Below are 17,396 nucleotides of genomic sequence, written 5' to 3' on the forward strand. Positions count from 1 at the left end.
GCTAGAGGCAACCGCCTCCAGCGGATTTCCAACGGGGCCCTGCCCCTGAAATACAAAACCCGTAAGCTTGGTTCAAAGACCTGGCTTACGGGTTTTATCATTTACAAAGGAGAAGGCTAAACCAACGGGGTAGATCTTACGCGGGTGTGGTTGTAGTCAGGTTCCCAGTCATTAATGGGCAGGCAAATGCCCGGCGGAAGGTCCAGATCGGGTAAACCGTCGTTGAGCGGCTCACCTCCGTCATCGTCATTGTCATCTTGCGGCGGCACGCTTATTCTTTTGCGGGGCGCCAACGCAAGGAAAGCGATCAAGGCGAACATCGCCAAGGTGTATACGATCATCATAAGATCAAAGGCATTAGAAGTCTCACATCACAGACACAGTCATATCCTAACAGGTAGCACTTCTTGTTTCAACGTAGGGCCGCCATGCTATGTTAGGCCCTTTGGGGAAAAAAATTCACAAACTTGGCAGGGGGGTAGGTTTTGCCAAAAGGGGGGCGTAGTTTTACAGCAGTTTAGGGGTGCCTTAAGATAACGGGCTGAGATCATACCCATTGAACCTGACACGGGTAATGCCGGCGAAGGGAAAAACAAGGGAAACAAAACAAGTGGAAGTGCCGGCCCCTGGTGGCTTCTTAATGTTTTACCAATTTTCACCACTTACCATGAAAAAAGTACTGGCCCTCTTAGCGGGCTGCCTGTTGCCGTGGCTTTCCATGGCACAGGTCACGCTGTCTGGTCGCATCACAGATGCCGCCACCCAATCCCCATTAATCAGTAGTACCGTTTCTGTTTCGCCGGGCAACCGCGCCACTGCCACAGACGCCAATGGCCGCTACAATCTTACCAACATGCCCGCCGGCGAATACACCGTGCAGGTAAGCTACCTGGGCTATGCGCCCGTAAAGCAGACCGTGCAGCTGCAAAGCGCCCAGACCCTTGATTTTGCCCTTACCCGTACCAGCGTAGCCAGCAAAGAAGTGCTGGTGACCGCTACCCGCGCCAACGAGAAAACCGGCACTACTTACACCAATGTGGGCAAGCAGGAACTGGAAGACCGCAATTTTGGCCAGGACCTGCCGTATCTGTTGGAAAACACACCCTCTTTGGTGACTAATTCAGACGCCGGCGCCGGGGTGGGTTACACCAGCATGCGCATACGGGGCTCAGACATTACCCGCATTAACGTGACCGTGAACGGCATACCCGTCAATGACGCCGAAAGCCACGGGGTTTTCTTCGTGAACATGCCAGACTTTGCTTCTTCCCTGCAAGACGTGCAGGTGCAGCGGGGCGTGGGTACCTCAAGTAACGGCCCGGGCGCCTTTGGGGCCAGCCTGAACCTGCAGACCCAGGACGCCCGGCCAGAAGCCTACGCCCGCACCGACAATGCCTACGGCTCTTACAACACCTGGAAAAACAACGTGCAGTTTGGCACCGGCCTTCTCGGCGGCAAGTTTGCTGTAGATGGTCGCCTATCGCGCCTTTCCTCAGACGGCTATATTGACCGCGCCACCTCAGACCTTAAATCCTTCTACCTGTCAGGGGGCTACTATGGCACCAAAGACCTGCTCAAAGTGGTGATTTTTGGCGGTAAGGAAGTGACCTACCAGGCCTGGAACGGGGTTCCTGAGGAAATGCTGGAAACCAACCGCACCTTCAACTCGGCGGGCACTGACTATGGCAAGCGTAAAGACCCTTATGATAATGAGGTAGATGATTACGCCCAGAACCACTATCAATTGCATTACGCCCATGAGTTCTCCCCGGAGCTGTCTTTAAATGCGGCTCTACACTACACCAAAGGCCAGGGCTTCTATGAGCAATACAAGGTGAACGCCCGCTTCTCTGGCTATGGCATCGCCCCGGTGACCATTGGCGGAACTACCATCTCCAGAAGTGACCTGGTGCGCCGCAAGTGGCTGGACAATGATTTCTACGGTATCACGTATTCCTTGCAATACAACGGCAAAGGCAAGCTGTCTGGGATATTGGGTGGCGGCTGGAACCGTTACGCCGGCGACCACTTTGGCGAGGTGATCTGGGCCCGGTACGCGTCCTCCTCAGAGATCAGGCAACGATATTATGACAACAGCGCCGAGAAAACAGATTTCAACGCCTTTGCCAAGGTCATGCTTCAGGCCACCGAGCAGTTAGGCTTCTTCGGCGATGCCCAACTACGGACCATTGATTATACCGTAAACGGCTTAGACGATGACCTGCGCGATGTTACTACCAAAGCCAATTATACGTTCTTCAACCCGAAAGCCGGCGTGACTTTCGCCCTTACGCCACAGCAGAACCTGTACGCCTCGGTGGCGGTAAGCCACCGCGAGCCTACCCGTTCAGACTTCATTGACCGCCCCGCTACCGACCGCGCCAAACCAGAGCGCCTGCTGGACTACGAGGCCGGGTACCGGGTAAACCAGCCGGTGGGTAACCTCAACGGCCAACCGCTGCTCTTAACCGCCGATCTTACCTATTTTTACATGGACTACAAAGACCAGCTGGTCCTCACCGGGAAGATCAATGACGTGGGTACGGCCCTGAGAACCAACATTGACAAAAGCTACCGCACGGGTGTAGAACTCTCTGCGGGTTTGGGTCTGGGTCAAATAGCCAAGTTTTCCAGCAACGTGGCCCTGAGCCGCAACCGCATTCAAAACTTTACTGAGGTGTTGGCCATTGATTACAACCCCGAGGACGTGGTGGTGAATGAGTATGAAGAAACCACCATTGCCTATTCTCCCAGCCTGGTTACGTCTAATCAATTGGAAGTACAGCCTCTCACCGGCCTACGGTTCCAGTTGCAATACAAGACCGTGAGTGAGCAGTTCCTGGATAACACCGCCAGCCAAAGCCGTCGTTTGGCTCCTTATGGCATTGGGGATGCCCGCGTTTTCTACGCCTTCAAGCCGGCCACCTGGCTGAAAGAAGTAGAACTGGGTTTCCTGCTGAACAACGTCTTCAACAAAAAATACGAGGCCAACGGCTACACCTTCACCGAACTTTATGGCGGAGACGCCACCCGCTATGACTACAACTATTATTTCCCGCAGGCCCCCCGCAACTTCCTGGCGCAGGTAAGTTTGCGTTTCTAGCCCGTTTTTCAGAAAACAGCCCCACAACAGAAATGCCCCGCAGTCACTGCGGGGCATTTCTATTTTTAAGTAGGGGGAATCCCTTGTGGTTGCCCTTTTACATTACCAAAGTAGGAGGGCAACCACAAGGGATTGCCCAGTACATAGCAACATTTCTGTTTTGGGCCTGTTTTTCAAAAAACACCCTCAAAACAGAAAAGCCTCTGTCTCCACCCCATGATTTGCTAACAAGTGTTGGCGCTCGCCCAGATTCTTGTTAAGTTTGGGAGAAGACATTTCCCCGCGAGGGGGTTAACCTTACAACTATGGCTACAGACAATTCCGTTGCTCCAGACTATTTCAATATAGATGATCTCCTTACTGAAGAGCACAAGCTCATCAGGCAGTCTATGCGGGAATTCGTGAAACGCGAGATCTCGCCTAATATAGAAAAGTGGGCCCAGGACGCGCATTTTCCCAGTGAGATTGTGCCCAAGTTTGGCGAAGTAGGGGCCTTTGGACCCACCATCCCCACGGAGTATGGCGGCGGCGGCCTGGACTACATCAGCTACGGCATTATCATGCAGGAGATTGAGCGCGGCGATAGCGGCATGCGGTCTACGGCATCGGTGCAGGGCTCTCTGGTCATGTACCCCATCTATGCCTATGGTTCTGAGGAGCAGCGCAAGAAATACCTGCCCAAGCTGGCCTCTGGCGAGTGGCTGGGCTGCTTTGGGTTAACCGAGCCGGATTTCGGGTCTAACCCGGGCGGCATGGTCACCAACATCAAAGACATGGGCGATCATTACCTGCTCAACGGCTCCAAACTCTGGATCTCCAATTCACCGGAGTGCCAGGTGGCCGTGGTGTGGGCCAAAAACGAGCAGGGCCGTATTAAAGGGCTTATTGTGGAGCGCGGCATGGAAGGCTTTACTACGCCAGAGATCCACAACAAATGGAGCCTTCGCGCTTCCTGCACCGGTGAGCTGGTGTTTGACAACGTGAAAGTGCCCAAAGAGAACCTGCTGCCTAACGTTGATGGTTTGAAAGGACCTTTGGGTTGTTTAGATTCCGCCCGGTATGGCATTGCCTGGGGCGCCATTGGGGCCGCCATTGACTGTTATCAGTCGGCGTTGAACTACGCCAAGGAGCGCATTCAGTTTGACCGTCCCATTGCCGGTTTCCAGCTCATCCAGAAGAAACTGGCCGAGATGGTGACGGAGATCACTAAGGCGCAGCTAATGGTATGGCGTTTAGGCGTCCTGAAGAACGAAGGCAAGGCTACCACCCAGCAGATCTCCATGGCCAAGCGCAACAGCGTAGACATGGCCCTGCACATTGCCCGCGAAGCGCGCCAAATCCACGGCGGCATGGGCATCACCGGCGAATATCCTATCATGCGCCACATGATGAACCTGGAAAGCGTCATCACCTATGAGGGTACCCATGACATTCACCTGCTCATTACTGGCGCTGACATTACCGGCATACAGGCATTTAAATAGTTATTAATTGCTCGCTATTAGGGCAGGGGAAAGGCAGTGACGGAAACGTGGCTGCCTTTTTCTTTTGTGCCCATCTGAAGCCTAGGCAGCTAGGCGCAAACCAAATAAAAAGGCACCCGTGTCGCCGGATGCCTTGAAGTAATACGTGCTAAGAAAAGGAGTAACTGGTCAGAAGCCTTCGGAATTGTAGGTTTCCGTTTTAGGCCTGTTTTGCTAAAAACACTCTCAAAACGGCCATCGGCCGGGAGGCCTAAGCGGCTATGGGCTTCAGTTGCAGGTGGAAGGTAATGTTCAGGTCTTCCTTGGTTTTCACCATTCCCTTGAATTTGGTAGGCGGCACCAGGTTAAAATCAGAAAACCTGATTTCGCGCTGCCCAATTAAATGGATGGTCTTGTTGGCGTCTACAGATATTTTGTAAGTCACTTCCACGCGTTTGCGTACGCCCGCCAAATCTATGTCTACCCAGCCGGTGATGTGCTCTGGTTTGCGGCTTAGCTCCGGGAACTTGTTCAGAGACAAGAAGTTAATGCAGAGCTCAGGGTATTGTTTGGCTTTCAGGGTTTTTTGCAGGTCACGGGTCATGACCGGGTTATGGCAGTCAAAGTTCTGGATATCCAGATTGAGACTGCCCCAGAGTTTCACCATTTTGCTGTTCTCTACCACAGACAGGGTATCTACCTGGTCATAGCCGTTTATCTCGCAGACAAAGGTATTGACGTTGGTACTCCCGTTCACCCGCAGATTGCTGCTGGCGCTGATAACCCATTTGGCGCTATTGTACCCTTTGCTAGTGGGGGCCCAGGCTGCCAGGGTGGTAAGGACCAAAGGAAGCAGACACCAGATATATAAGTTTCTACCACGCATAGCCGTTTGGTTTTACTGGTTAAATGAAAAAGCTGGGCGGAAGTTCCACCCCCACCCAGCTTTCTTTAGTTACTTTCTCTTGATTAGAAGCCTACTACTGCCTGGATCACGTAGCCTTTGAACTCAGCGTTGTGTCTTTGGTCTGCGGTGGGGAACTTGTTGTATTCCTGGATCACATATTCACCTTTCAGTAAGATGTTTCTTGTCAGGAACCAGCCAGCACCCAGGGCTTTGCGGTCAATGCTGATGTCTTCAGTGTAAGTGATAGGCGCAGCACCGGTTACGTTGGCTGGTCTGGCTTTCACTTTGTTGTAACGGGCTCCTACGAAGAGGTTCTCAGAGTTACCGAATCTGTAGATCAGGTCAGCGGCGTATTGGCTGGCTTTTCTTTCGTCAGTTTCAGTTTTGGTTCTACCGTTGGCTCTTTCATAGGTACCAAAGAACTCAAGGCCGCTTGCTTTTACAAAGCCGTTGAACTGAAGGGCGTCTACTGCTTTGCTGAAACCTGGGTTGTATCTTCCAGAGGTGAAGTTGGCACTGGCGGTGCTTCCTACTTTTTCTCCTACCATGAAGTAGTTAGAACCGGTACGGTCACCTGCATAGAGGGTCTGTCCGCCAGAGCTGTTGTTCATGTAGTAAGAACCGGTTAACCGTACCCGCACATTGTCCATCACTTCTTTGTCTACACCGGCTTTGAAATAAACGGCCGGAGATTTGCGGGTGTTGTCATCCTGAGGAGTAGGAGCCAGTTCGTCAATGTTCCCTTTGATCATGCCGTTGGTAGCACCTACCAGACCTAAGAACCCATTTTTTCTCACCAGTACCTCACCGCCAATTTCTGTGGTGAAGGCATCCATGATGTAGTTCTCAGCAAATGGGTTGTAGATGGTGTTACCCCCGTCAGAGCGCCGGAAGTGCTGGTCTCCGTAGTTGATTTCCATGTGGCCCACTCTAATGGTAGTCACAGACATGATGTCTTCCCAGATCTGGCCTTTGAACGGCAGCTTGTCAAACTGGATGTATCCGCCTTTTACCCAAGTCTCATTGTGGTGACGGCTAGACAGGTAACTGGTAAGGTTTAGTCTGATACCGTCTGCCAGCTGCACATCCATGAACAGGTTAGCGTTGGCGGTGTTAAAGCCAGGCGTGATTTTGTACAGCGCGTTAGAGGCATTGTTAGGAGTATTGCTGTGTTTCAACCCTTGGAAAGACTGGGTGAAACCTGCCCCAAACTTGATTTTTAGGCCATCATACACTAGGGTATCTTCTTTAGGATCTTCAAAAACATTGATACCTGTTTTGTCATAGGGTCTCAGGTTAGCAACGGGACCCATCACTTGGGCATTGGCTGTTCCGGCAAAGAAGGTACCTGCCAGTAAGAGTGAGCCAATAACGGTGGTAAAGTTAGTTTTCATAATCGTGGTTTTTAATAAGGGTTCTTTTAAGAAGGTTAGAACTATTTATTTTTTATAGTTGAGGGCATATTTGATAGTAAGATCGTTGCCTACTTTCATGGCACCGGCCATAAAGCTGGGAGGTGTCAATTTGTAATCTGTGAGTTTCAGGGGCTCAGATCCGGTAATGGTTAGGGTGTTGTCTGGGTTTACCACCACGTTCACATCCATGGCAATGGGCTGCTTGGCGCCGGCAATGGTCAGATCACCAATGGCTTTTACCAGGAATTTGTTTTTGCTGACAGGGGTTACCTGGGTAGAGCGCAGATTGTAAACTATTTTAGGGAACTCATCTGCCTTAATGGCTTTGTACATGCGGCTGTCCATAGAAGAAGACTCGCTCTTAATGTTTTTGGCAGCTACTGTAAACGAGAAGTTGCTGATAGCCTGAAGGGCGTTGTTGCTGTCAAACTTAAAGTCGCCTTTGCTGTCCATGACGGTAGAAGCCATTTCCCAGTCGTGTACGTTAGAGGTACCCAATACTTTGATAGATCCTTGCTTGCCAGAAACCAGGCCGTAAGTTTGAGCCTGTGAAACCAAAGGAAGCGCAAAAAACAGGATAGCCGCGAACAGGGCTGGTAAAAGGTTTAGGCGGAAAATGGAATTCTGAGTTTTCATGATCGTATGGTTATTTGTGTTGACTGCTTTGATTTGATACAAAAGTAGAGCACAACTGAAGGGTAGAACATGACGGTGGTTAGGATACTGAGTGATGTTTATCAGTTATTGAAAGAACAAGAGAAATAGCTACCAAATTGGTAATGACTAGCGTTTCTTTATCTTCCAGAAGGTAAGGCAGTTATAGGATTTTATCCTTTTCGGTAACCAAGCAGAAGGGCCCAGAAGATTTAATGGAAGAGAAGGTCCTTCTTAATGGAAAGGCTAAATTTTTATCTCTTTGCTAGAAGGCTGAATAATGACCAGTACATGAATCTTAGCGATAAGCTTCCTGCATTGCCACATCGGGAAAAAGCCAGTAATGACAAGGTGAGGTTGTTCTATAGTTAAGGAAATGAGTAAAACGTGCAGTCTTATTTATTTCCCAGGAAGTACCCTGGCGCTTTACAGCTTCAGCAGAAGTAGATGGACACATACAAGCCTAATGCCCAGGACTGGGTTTTAAGATGCTAATGAGATTAGATAAAAAAAGCGTATTGGTAAAAATAATAGCAAAAAGGTGGGCTTTTAGGAGTTGTTCGGGAGCGTTTTTAGCGGTTGATGTGTTATCTTTACAACTGAATCTTTGCTTTACGCCAGGAGATTTTTACACATGAGAGAAGACTATTTAAGCGGCGAAGCCGATAACCTTTCGCCCGCCGAAAAGGAATATGACAAGGCTCTCCGGCCGTTGGACTTCAGCGCCTTCGCGGGGCAGGACAAAGTAGTGGAGAACCTGAAGGTATTTGTGGGCGCGGCCATCATGCGCGGCGAGGCCTTGGACCACGTGCTGCTGCATGGACCTCCGGGCCTGGGTAAAACCACCCTGTCGCATATCATTGCCAATTCCCTGGGCTCTAACATTAAGATCACGTCTGGTCCCGTGCTAGACAAACCCAGTGACCTGGCCGGCTTGCTCACTAACCTGGAGCGCAATGACGTGCTCTTTATAGATGAGATTCACCGGCTAAACCCCATCGTAGAGGAGTACCTGTACTCTGCCATGGAGGATTATCGCATTGACATCATGCTGGACTCGGGCCCTAATGCCCGGTCGGTGCAGATTTCGTTGAACCCCTTTACGCTCATTGGTGCCACTACTCGTTCGGGTCTGTTGACTTCGCCGCTGCGTGCCCGTTTTGGTATCAACTCCCGGCTGGAATACTATGACTCCAAGCTGTTGACCTCCATTGTGCAGCGTTCCTCTGAGATTCTAGGTTCGCCCATCCATGAGGATGCCGCCTTTGAGATTGCCCGCCGGAGCCGGGGTACGCCTCGTATTGCCAACAACCTGCTTCGCCGTACCCGTGACTTCGCGCAGATTAAAGGAGACGGTACTATTACGGTAGAAATTGCCAAGTTCGCGTTGAATGCCCTTGACGTAGACCACAACGGTCTGGACGAAATGGACAAACGCATTCTGCTTACCATCATTGAGAAATTCAAAGGTGGACCGGTTGGATTGTCTACCATTGCCACTGCCTGTGGCGATGAAGCCGAAACCATTGAAGAAGTGTACGAGCCGTTCCTTATCCAGGAAGGCTACATCAAGCGTACCAGCCGGGGCCGCGAAGCCACCGAAGCTGCCTACCGTCACCTGGGCAAGATTCCGCCAAACCACGTGCGGGCCGGCGATCTTTTTGACCAGGCAGACTAACCTGTTTTGAGCCTGTTTTTCTTAAAACAGGCTCAAAACGCAAAGCACAAAATCCTCACCAGCGGTCACGTTGGTGAGGATTTTTTATGGGTGAAGATATGGAGACAGTGGAGTAGTGGGTTTTGGTTTAGAGGTGTTTTGGGAAAAATGGGCTGGAAACGAGATAACCTGCAAGAGAAGTCATCCCCCTACCCCCTTCAAAGGGGGACGGAATGCGTGTCCTTCTGTGTAAACACCCCTCTGCGCTCTCCTCAAGGGGGGAGTCTGCGTTTAGTAAGCGATACTAGGAATTGTCTGGTAGTAGTGCGTTTTGAGCCTGTTTTCCGAAAAACGGGCCTGAAACGCCAACAGCCCAAAATACAATTCACCAAATCTCCTCCACGCATTCCCTCAATTCCAGTCTTTACTTCGAGCGCCTCGCTTGTGGCCCTGCAGAGGCTTTGCTAAGGGAGAACTGCAACTCGGCCGCAAGGGCAGTGCGAGGGGGAAAGACGGGGCCCCGCGGCCGTGAGCGCTCGGAGGGAAACCATGAAACAACAAAGCATAAGGACTTAAGGCGACAGCAGACACCACGCCAGCAGCAGGCGAAGATGCGTGCACAAGGCGTTACCTATGGAAAGACAATCTCGGTTGTTGGCCCCTTAGAATACCAACAAGAGAAAAAAACGACAGAAGTAGAAAGCCATTTGAAAATCGCCATAAGTCTTACCGAATAAAACTCCTTCTCCTGGAAACCAAACCTAAATCAGAAATTATAAAGCAACTGAAATTCTTTTCCGCCAATTTTGTTGAATAAACCAGAAGTCATTCTACTACCTATGTTGAACCTCGCACCAAAACATACCCAACTCATCAAGCAGAAAGCCCTGGAGCTGGGGTTTATGTATTGCGGGGTATCTAAGGCAGATTTTCTGGAGGAAGAGGCACCTAGGCTAGAGAACTGGCTCAACCAGAACAAACACGGCCAGATGCACTACATGGCCAATCACTTTGACAAGCGCCTGGACCCGCGCCTGCTGGTAGAGGGAGCTAAGTCAGTGGTGAGTCTGTTGCTGAATTATTACCCCCAAGAAACCCAACCCGAAGACACCTTCCAGATTTCTAAGTACGCCTACGGCCAGGATTACCACTTTCTCATCAAAGACAAGCTCAAGACCCTGTACCAGTTCATTCAGGAAGAGATTGGTGAGGTGGGAGGCAGGGTGTTCGTGGACTCGGCACCGGTCATGGACAAGGTGTGGGCCAAGAAAAGCGGTTTGGGCTGGGTAGGTAAGAACAGCAACCTCATCAGGCCCGGCGTGGGCAGTTTCTTTTTCATCGCGGAGCTGATCCTGGATCTAGAACTGGAGCCCGACGGGCCTATCAAAGACTACTGCGGTACCTGCACCAAATGCATGGATGCCTGCCCCACTGATGCCATCTCTCAACCTTATGTGGTAGACGGCAGCAAATGCATCTCGTATTTTACTATTGAGTTAAAGGACCAGATTCCGCTGGAAGTAGAAGGGAAGTTTGGGAACTGGGTATTTGGCTGTGATATCTGCCAGGATGTATGCCCCTGGAACCGGTTCAGTAAACCGCACCAGGAACCCTTATTAAAGCCACATCCTGAGCTGCTTCACCTTTCCGCGGGGGATTGGAGGGAGCTAACTCAGGATGTGTTTGGAGAAATTTTTAGAAAATCAGCGGTTAAACGCACTGGCTACGCCGGGCTTACCCGTAATCTGAGATTTGTAGCCAATGAACCGGCCCCGTTAAGCGGCCATCACGTTCCCGAAGACCTTGTCTAAGATGGTGCTGTAAGAAGTAGAGAACCGCTTGTAGCACCAGTCGCGCAGAGTTTCTAACTCAGAGCGCACCAGCATTCGCATGCTTTTTCTCAATTCCTTCTCAAACAACTTAGAATCAAAGCTTACTTTGTCTAAAATCAATTTTACGTACTCCAACATGACTTTTATATAAATAGATATAGGTGAGTGTATTGTGTTAGGATTCCTTATTCAGGATTAAGATATACGCAAAACAGGCACTTTTGTCTAGGAGATTTATACTGAAATTTTAAAATAATACCATAAAAAAAGGCAATCTGTGAAAGATTGCCTTTTAAGGTTTTGGGTAGTAGCTGGTTACCGGATAAACGGTGTCACAATGGCTAATACCTGGTCTTTAGTCAACGGCTCATCAAAGGCTTCAGAGGCGGCCTCTGCGGTAATGTTGATCCCATTGGCGTTCATAATGATGTTCACTGTAGCCTGCGTGGTCAGTTCTTCGCCGTCATAAATTGGCTGGGTAGCGCTGGGTAGACCTCCTCTGTCTTTGAGGGTGATCCATGGCTTAAGGCCTGGAACCGCAATGCCAGGGGTATCACGGCGCATTCTGCGTATGTGGGCCGCATGGCGGGCTTCTACTGAGTGAATCTGCAGGGCAGCCTGTAACACGGTGTTGTTAGCTACCAGATTACCGGCCTGGCCTTTGTAGGCACGTACCCCGGTGTCTTCAAACGCCTGGGCAACCGCCAGCATGGTGCCGTAGTTGGTAAATACATCAGCAAATGCGCCTCTGGCGGTGTAGTCAAAGTTGGCCGCGGTAAAGGTAACCGGGGTACCTTGCAAGCTGGTAATGGTAGTGCGCAGGAAGGCCACGTGCTGGGCCTCATGGTCTCTGATGAGCGTAAGTGCGCCTTGAGCGGCGGCATTGGCGCCTACCACAGGGGCAGCCGTTACGGCTTGCTTGTAAAACTCAGACTCCAGGTACTCCAGCGTAAGCGCGAAGTTCAACACCTCTACAATAGCAGTGTTGTTACCAGTTTGGGCGTAGGCTTTGTTCAGCATGGAGCCAAAGGCCAAGGGAACGGCGGTGGCGGCCAGTTTCTTGCCGAAGCCGGCAAAATGCTTGAAAACGTTCCGGCGAGGATCTAAGCGCTCAAATACCTCTGAGTCTACTTTTTCAATTTCTTTTAATACGTTGAATATATTCATGGCTTTATTTCTCCTTTAATTATTGTGTTGGTAAACCGGTAGCTACAATGGTTTCTTTGATAAACGGTTGGGCGCGTTGCAACACCTCAGAAGGCATTAAGGCAACATCCAGTCCGTTAGAATCCACGATCATTCTGCCTGAGATAATGCCGGAGTCCCCTTTGGCGAAATCTCCGTTGCTGATCAGGTCTCTGATCTCGGCGGCGTGGCGGGCTTCCACAGACACAATCTTGCCGGCCAGGGTGAGGTAGGTAAGGCCGCTACCGGTATCGGTGAAAAGTTTTCCGGCTCCGTTGTAGGCGGCTACGCCCAGGTCTTCAAACGTTTTGGCGGTAGCCAGTACAGAGGCGCGGTCAGAGAAATTAACGGCAGAGAAGTTAGGGGTAAGGTCCTGAATTCTGGAGGCGGCTGGAATGGCGGCTTTGAAGAACTCACGGTGCGCTACCTCATGGTTACGGATGTCTGTTAGAATGGAGCGCTCCAGGGCGCTGGAGAAAGTGGTAGAAAAAGCCGCGCTGGCCACTACCTGGGTATAGAAGGCAGCTTCCAGTTGCTCCAGGGCGTAGGCATAGTTCAGGATCCCTACGTCGCCGGTGCCCAGGTTTACGCTGCCGTTGGTATTGGTGCCCATGTCATCATCGTCGTCATCGCAACCTGCCAGCAGCAGGGCAGAAACAGCTACGCCGGCGCCGGTGTAGCGTAGGAAAGAACGTCGGTTCAACGGATTGTTCAATTCCTGGAGGGTACTTTTCTCAGGAACTGGGGTGGTGTTTTTTGCCATAGTTTTAACTTATTGAGGGTGAAACAAATGCTGCTACCGGAGCCTGCAAACAGCCACGACTGTTTTCTGCAGTTTACTCTGATAGGCCGAAGTAGCGAGACCTACGACAAGGGCTATAGACCCGGATTTCAGGGAAGGAGAAAAAAATCAAAAAAAGCAGGATTATTTTTTGTTAGGCCGGGCCTGCTGCAGATAAGGGTGGGAGCCTTGGCCGGTAATTCGTACTTTTGAAAGAAATGGAACGGCCGTTTTAAGCCTGTTTTCCTGAAAACTAATGAAGAACGCGCTCCTGCTTTTGTTGCTTTTCTGTTGGGCCCCCTTTACTATGGCCCAGGAACTGACCGTGGAGTATGGTGCCGCCACCGTTCCAATAGATCAATATTTTACTATTTCGCTTAAAGCCCCGGCTACCAAACCCACCAAGGTGGAAGGGTTTCCCGAAATTGAGGGCCTGCAGAAAAGCACCCAGAAGTCCTCTACCACCACCTACACCCGGGGCAAGGCCGTTTCAGTGGTCTATACCCTTACCCAGCAGTACGCGCCTTTAAAGGAAGAGGAATTTACCGTGAAGCCCTTTACCCTTACCGTAGACGGCAAAAGCGTGGCCGTACCCGGTTTCAAAGGGAAAGTAGGACCTGTGGTTCCGGCCACCGCTACCCCCGTAGATAGTTTGCTGGCCGCCGCTGCCCCCATTGGTTCCCCCGAGTTTATAGACGTAAAGGAAAATGCCTTTCTCACGCTGCATGTGCCCAAGCAAACGGCCTACGTGGGCGAGGCCGTACCGGTGTCGCTCTGGTTTTATGTGGCAGACACAGACCTGGGCCTGCTGGATTTTTACCAGTTTGAGACCCAGATTGTAGAGATTATCCGTGCCCTCAAGCAGCGCAGTGCTCTGGAAGAAACCGTGCCTCAGGAGGAAATCCTGCCAGAGAAGGTGAAAGTGGGAGACAAGGCCTTTACCCGCTACAAGTTATATGAAGCCATTCTCTTCCCCATCACGCCCCAGGACCTGAGCTTTCCGGTGATCAACCTGCGCATGATCAAATACAAGATCGCGAAGAACCCTTCCTTGCTCACCCAGAACCGCCAGCCAGAATACAAGACCTATGCCACCCAAAGTAAGACCGTCAACATAAAACCATTGCCGCCGCACCCGCTGCGGGACCAGGTGCCGGTGGGGGTGTTCCGACTGGAGGAGCAGGTGTCACGTAGCACTATTGCCTTAAACCAGAACCTGGTCTACCACCTGCGCATTGGCGGCGAAGGCAACATCAAGACTTTGCCGCTACCGCAAAACATAGCTGTCTCCAGCGAACTGGAGATTTACCCCCCCGAGATCAGATTTCAGGAAAATATAAGACTGGGGAGGGTGCTGGGAGACAAGACATTCCGGTACTTTATTGTTGGACGGCAGTCTGGGGAATTTCAGCTACGCGATTTGTTTCAGTGGGTATATTTTAACCCCGTAACCGCCCGCTATGATACCCTCAGGCCCAGTGTAACGGTGCGGGTACGGGGCCAGGAAGATCAAAATACTTTTATAAGGGCCCAAGATGTGGGTGATTTTTACAATATTGCTGACACAGAGAGCAATCAGCTTATTAGTCTGACCCAGTTGAAGGAAGTACGCCTGTACACGAACATTGTGTTGGCTGTGATGTTGGGGGTTAGTTTGTTTATCTTCATACTAAAGAGGAAATGAGTAACACGTACGGGTCCATTTTCCGGATCACAACTTTTGGCGAGTCACATGGTACGGCCGTTGGCGTTATTGTAGACGGTTGCCCCGCGGGCCTGCCTATCACCATAGAAGAAATTCAGGCCGCCCTGGACCGCCGCCGGCCAGGCCAGTCCAAGATCACCACGCCCCGCGACGAGAAAGACCAGGTGCAGATTCTGTCTGGTATCTTCAATGGCCATACCCAAGGCACGCCCATCGCCTTGGCGGTTTTCAACAAAGACCAGGCAAGCCATGACTACTCCCATATAGAGAACGCTTTCCGGCCTTCACACGCAGACTACACCTACACCGCCAAGTATGGCACCCGTGACCACCGCGGTGGCGGCCGAAGCTCTGCCCGTGAAACCTTGGCCCGCGTTGCGGCCGGAGTCCTGGCGCAGAAATTTTTGGCCCAGAAAGGTATTCAGATCACGTCTTATGTCTCCCAGGTAGGCACCATCCATGCCCCCGCAGACTACTCACAACTGGACCTGAACCAGGTTGATAGCAACATAGTGCGTTGCCCGCACCCAGAAACGGCCCAGGCCATGATAAGCCTCATAGAGGAGACCCGTGATAAACTAGACACTATTGGCGGCGTGGTTTCCTGCGTAATCAAAGGCGTACCGGCCGGGTTAGGCGAACCGGTCTTTGACAAACTGCACGCGGAGTTGGGCAAGGCCATGCTAAGCATTAACGCCGTGAAAGGCTTTGAGTACGGTAGCGGTTTTGAAGGTGTGAGCATGTACGGCTCTGAACACAATGACGTCTTCTACACCGATGAAGAGGGCAACGTAAAAACCCGAACCAACCACTCCGGCGGAATTCAGGGGGGCATTTCCAACGGCCAGGACATCTACTTTAAGGTAGCGTTCAAGCCAGTAGCCACCATCTTGCAGGCCCAGACCTCCATTGACAAAACCGGTGAAGAGATAGTGCTGCAAGGTAAAGGCCGCCATGATCCTTGCGTTCTGCCCCGCGCGGTGCCCATTGTAGACGCCATGGCCGCCCTGGTGCTGGCAGATTTCATGCTACGCCAGCGCGCCAATAAGATAGATTAATTCTGTTTTGGGCCTGTTTTTCCAAAAACAGGCCCAAAACAGAAAGAGAACCCAAGCCACCGCTGGTTGGTAGAAGAAATTGGGTATTCACACAAAAGTCGTTTTGAGGCTATTTTTATAAAAATAGCCTCAAAACGACTTTTGTGTTTCTTGCCTTACCTTACAAAATTTCTATAATCCAGATCAGGACCAGAACGGGCAGAAGATAAATAAGCGAATACTTAAAGACATACTGGAAGAAAGGCGGCATTTTCACGCCCGCCTGCTCGGCAATAGACTTCACCATGAAGTTAGGGCCGTTGCCAATGTAGGTCATGGCGCCAAACAGCACCGCACCAGCAGAGATTGCCTCTAAGATCAGACGAGTTTCCGGGAATTGGGCCAGGCCCACGGCAAAGTCATGCACCTGGGTAGTGTTGGCATAATTGAGGTGGTACTTGGCCATACCCAAAGACAGGAAGTTGGCATAGGTAGGCGCATTGTCCAGCACGCCAGAGAGCGAGCCCGTAACCCAGTAAAACACAGAGGGCGTAAGTTGGGCGGCAAAGGCCGGTGAGGAAGCCAGTTCCGCAGATAGCTGCAGGGCCGGCATCATGGTAAAGAAAATCCCGAAGAACAGGAACACCACTTCCAGAATAGGGTCAAAGGAGAAATGGTTACCATTCAAGGCCGTACGGCTGGCAAACTTGAAACACATGAACGCCGCCAGCACCTGGATGATTTCGCGCGCAAATGAAATCTTAATGCCACCTTCCAGCGGAATATATGGCAACCATTCATAGGAGGCCGGGTTCAGGAAGGTGGCGCCAATAATCACCGCCAGCCAAACCAGGTTGCGTTTGCCTTTAAGATAGAACTCAGTAGTGGCCTCGTTTTTGGCTTTCACTGCTGGGTCTGGCACAAAGGTGGGCTTGTTGCGGCTGTCTAATATAAAGAAGATGGTGCACAGCGCACCTACGGCAATAGCCCAGGGCGTGAACAGGTGCTGCAGGGTCCAGAAAAACGGTACGCCCTTCAGGAAGCCAATGAACAAAGGTGGGTCCCCCAGAGGCGTCAGCATTCCGCCGGCGTTACTCACAATAAAGATGAAGAAGACAATCTGATAAGGCTTTATGCGGTGGTTGTTTAACCGGATGAACGGCCTGATGAGCAGGAGCGAGGCCCCCGTGGTGCCTATCACATTGGCAATAACGGCCCCAAACAGCAAGATGGCCACGTTAATGATTGGGGTAGCATTAGCGTTGGCGTTCACATAGATGCCGCCGGCGGCTATATAAAGAGAGCTAAGCAAAATGGCGAAGGAAGCATACTCGGCTAAGGTCTCAATGGGCATGTGGGTGTCATGCAGCACTAACAGGTAATACGTCAGCACCAGCAAGCCTAACCCTACCGCAATGGTTTTATAATATTTATGCCAGAAATGCGGGAAAAAAATGGGGCCGGTGGCAATGAGACCAATCAAAAGAACAAAGGGGGCAATGAGAAAACCAGGCACGTTGGGTAAAGAGGCAGCCAGTAAAACAGTGGCGTTAAGCATAAGGGCACGGTTAATGGAAAAATCTGGAAGGGTAAAGTTACGCTTTCTCCTGAAAACGGAAGACGTTTTTAACCCCCTTTCCGGCAAACGTGCCCAAAC

14 protein-coding genes and 1 riboswitch are annotated in these 17,396 nt (G+C 51.1%); of the genes, 6 read left to right on the forward strand and 8 right to left on the reverse strand.

What is annotated here, in order from left to right; translation table 11 throughout:
* Positions 1 to 116 precede the first annotated feature (116 nt).
* Positions 117 to 344 carry a hypothetical protein gene (locus ACYVJQ_RS04130; protein ID WP_460891793.1) on the reverse strand — a complete coding sequence of 76 codons (228 nt, stop codon included), beginning with the start codon at positions 342 to 344 and terminating at the stop codon, positions 117 to 119.
* Positions 345 to 509: 165 nt separating this feature from the next.
* Positions 510 to 607: riboswitch (TPP riboswitch) on the forward strand.
* Positions 608 to 667: 60 nt separating this feature from the next.
* Between ACYVJQ_RS04130 and ACYVJQ_RS04135 the strand changes: the two genes are divergently transcribed.
* Both ACYVJQ_RS04135 and ACYVJQ_RS04140 read left to right on the forward strand, forming a co-directional pair.
* A complete protein-coding gene (locus tag ACYVJQ_RS04135; protein WP_460891794.1) occupies positions 668 to 3,103 on the forward strand; it encodes a TonB-dependent receptor in 2,436 nt (811 codons plus the stop codon).
* Between the two features lie 305 nt (positions 3,104 to 3,408).
* Positions 3,409 to 4,587, forward strand: a complete 1,179-nt coding sequence (locus tag ACYVJQ_RS04140; protein ID WP_460891795.1) for an acyl-CoA dehydrogenase family protein — start codon at positions 3,409 to 3,411, stop codon at positions 4,585 to 4,587.
* Positions 4,588 to 4,837: 250 nt separating this feature from the next.
* Here the strand turns inward: ACYVJQ_RS04140 and ACYVJQ_RS04145 are convergent, their stop codons facing one another.
* From ACYVJQ_RS04145 to ACYVJQ_RS04155, 3 genes are all read right to left on the reverse strand, one after another.
* Positions 4,838 to 5,452: a YceI family protein gene (locus ACYVJQ_RS04145; protein ID WP_460891796.1), complete on the reverse strand. Its 615-nt coding sequence runs from the start codon at positions 5,450 to 5,452 to the stop codon at positions 4,838 to 4,840.
* Positions 5,453 to 5,535: 83 nt separating this feature from the next.
* Positions 5,536 to 6,867 (reverse strand): hypothetical protein, encoded by a 1,332-nt coding sequence (locus ACYVJQ_RS04150; protein WP_460891797.1) that lies wholly within the window; start codon positions 6,865 to 6,867, stop codon positions 5,536 to 5,538.
* Positions 6,868 to 6,912: 45 nt separating this feature from the next.
* Entirely contained in the window at positions 6,913 to 7,524 is a 612-nt protein-coding gene (locus tag ACYVJQ_RS04155; RefSeq protein ID WP_460891798.1) for a YceI family protein, read from the reverse strand.
* Between the two features lie 652 nt (positions 7,525 to 8,176).
* Here ACYVJQ_RS04155 and ruvB point away from each other — a divergent pair.
* Together ruvB and queG are read left to right on the forward strand one after the other, a co-directional pair.
* Complete coding sequence (ruvB, locus tag ACYVJQ_RS04160) at positions 8,177 to 9,220, forward strand: Holliday junction branch migration DNA helicase RuvB (RefSeq protein ID WP_460891799.1); 1,044 nt, start codon at positions 8,177 to 8,179, stop codon at positions 9,218 to 9,220.
* Positions 9,221 to 10,038: 818 nt separating this feature from the next.
* Positions 10,039 to 11,010: a tRNA epoxyqueuosine(34) reductase QueG gene (gene queG, locus ACYVJQ_RS04165; RefSeq protein ID WP_460891800.1), complete on the forward strand. Its 972-nt coding sequence runs from the start codon at positions 10,039 to 10,041 to the stop codon at positions 11,008 to 11,010.
* Here queG and ACYVJQ_RS04170 read toward each other — a convergent pair.
* The 3 genes from ACYVJQ_RS04170 to ACYVJQ_RS04180 all read right to left on the reverse strand — a co-directional run bounded on the left by ACYVJQ_RS04170 (position 10,975) and on the right by ACYVJQ_RS04180 (position 12,979).
* The gene (locus ACYVJQ_RS04170; RefSeq protein WP_460891801.1) at positions 10,975 to 11,169 is read right to left on the reverse strand and encodes a hypothetical protein; all 195 of its coding nucleotides are present in this window, start codon (positions 11,167 to 11,169) and stop codon (positions 10,975 to 10,977) included. The genes queG and ACYVJQ_RS04170 overlap by 36 nt on opposite strands.
* Before the next feature lie 177 nt (positions 11,170 to 11,346).
* A complete protein-coding gene (locus ACYVJQ_RS04175) occupies positions 11,347 to 12,198 on the reverse strand; it encodes a ferritin-like domain-containing protein (RefSeq protein ID WP_460891802.1) in 852 nt (283 codons plus the stop codon).
* Positions 12,199 to 12,217: 19 nt separating this feature from the next.
* The gene (locus ACYVJQ_RS04180; protein WP_460891803.1) at positions 12,218 to 12,979 is read right to left on the reverse strand and encodes a ferritin-like domain-containing protein; all 762 of its coding nucleotides are present in this window, start codon (positions 12,977 to 12,979) and stop codon (positions 12,218 to 12,220) included.
* A gap of 274 nt (positions 12,980 to 13,253) precedes the next feature.
* On the opposite strand from ACYVJQ_RS04180, the gene ACYVJQ_RS04185 reads away from it, so the two are divergent.
* Together ACYVJQ_RS04185 and aroC are read left to right on the forward strand one after the other, a co-directional pair.
* Complete coding sequence (locus tag ACYVJQ_RS04185) at positions 13,254 to 14,681, forward strand: hypothetical protein (RefSeq protein ID WP_460891804.1); 1,428 nt, start codon at positions 13,254 to 13,256, stop codon at positions 14,679 to 14,681.
* Positions 14,678 to 15,760, forward strand: coding sequence for a chorismate synthase (aroC, locus tag ACYVJQ_RS04190; RefSeq protein WP_460891805.1), 1,083 nt, complete (start codon positions 14,678 to 14,680; stop codon positions 15,758 to 15,760). The genes ACYVJQ_RS04185 and aroC overlap by 4 nt, the downstream gene beginning before the upstream one ends.
* Positions 15,761 to 15,920: 160 nt before the next feature.
* On the opposite strand, the gene ACYVJQ_RS04195 is transcribed toward aroC, so the two are convergent.
* Positions 15,921 to 17,297 (reverse strand): sodium:proton antiporter, encoded by a 1,377-nt coding sequence (locus ACYVJQ_RS04195; protein WP_460891806.1) that lies wholly within the window; start codon positions 17,295 to 17,297, stop codon positions 15,921 to 15,923.
* Between the last annotated feature and the right edge of the window lie 99 nt (positions 17,298 to 17,396).

The organism is Rufibacter soli (assembly GCF_054781795.1).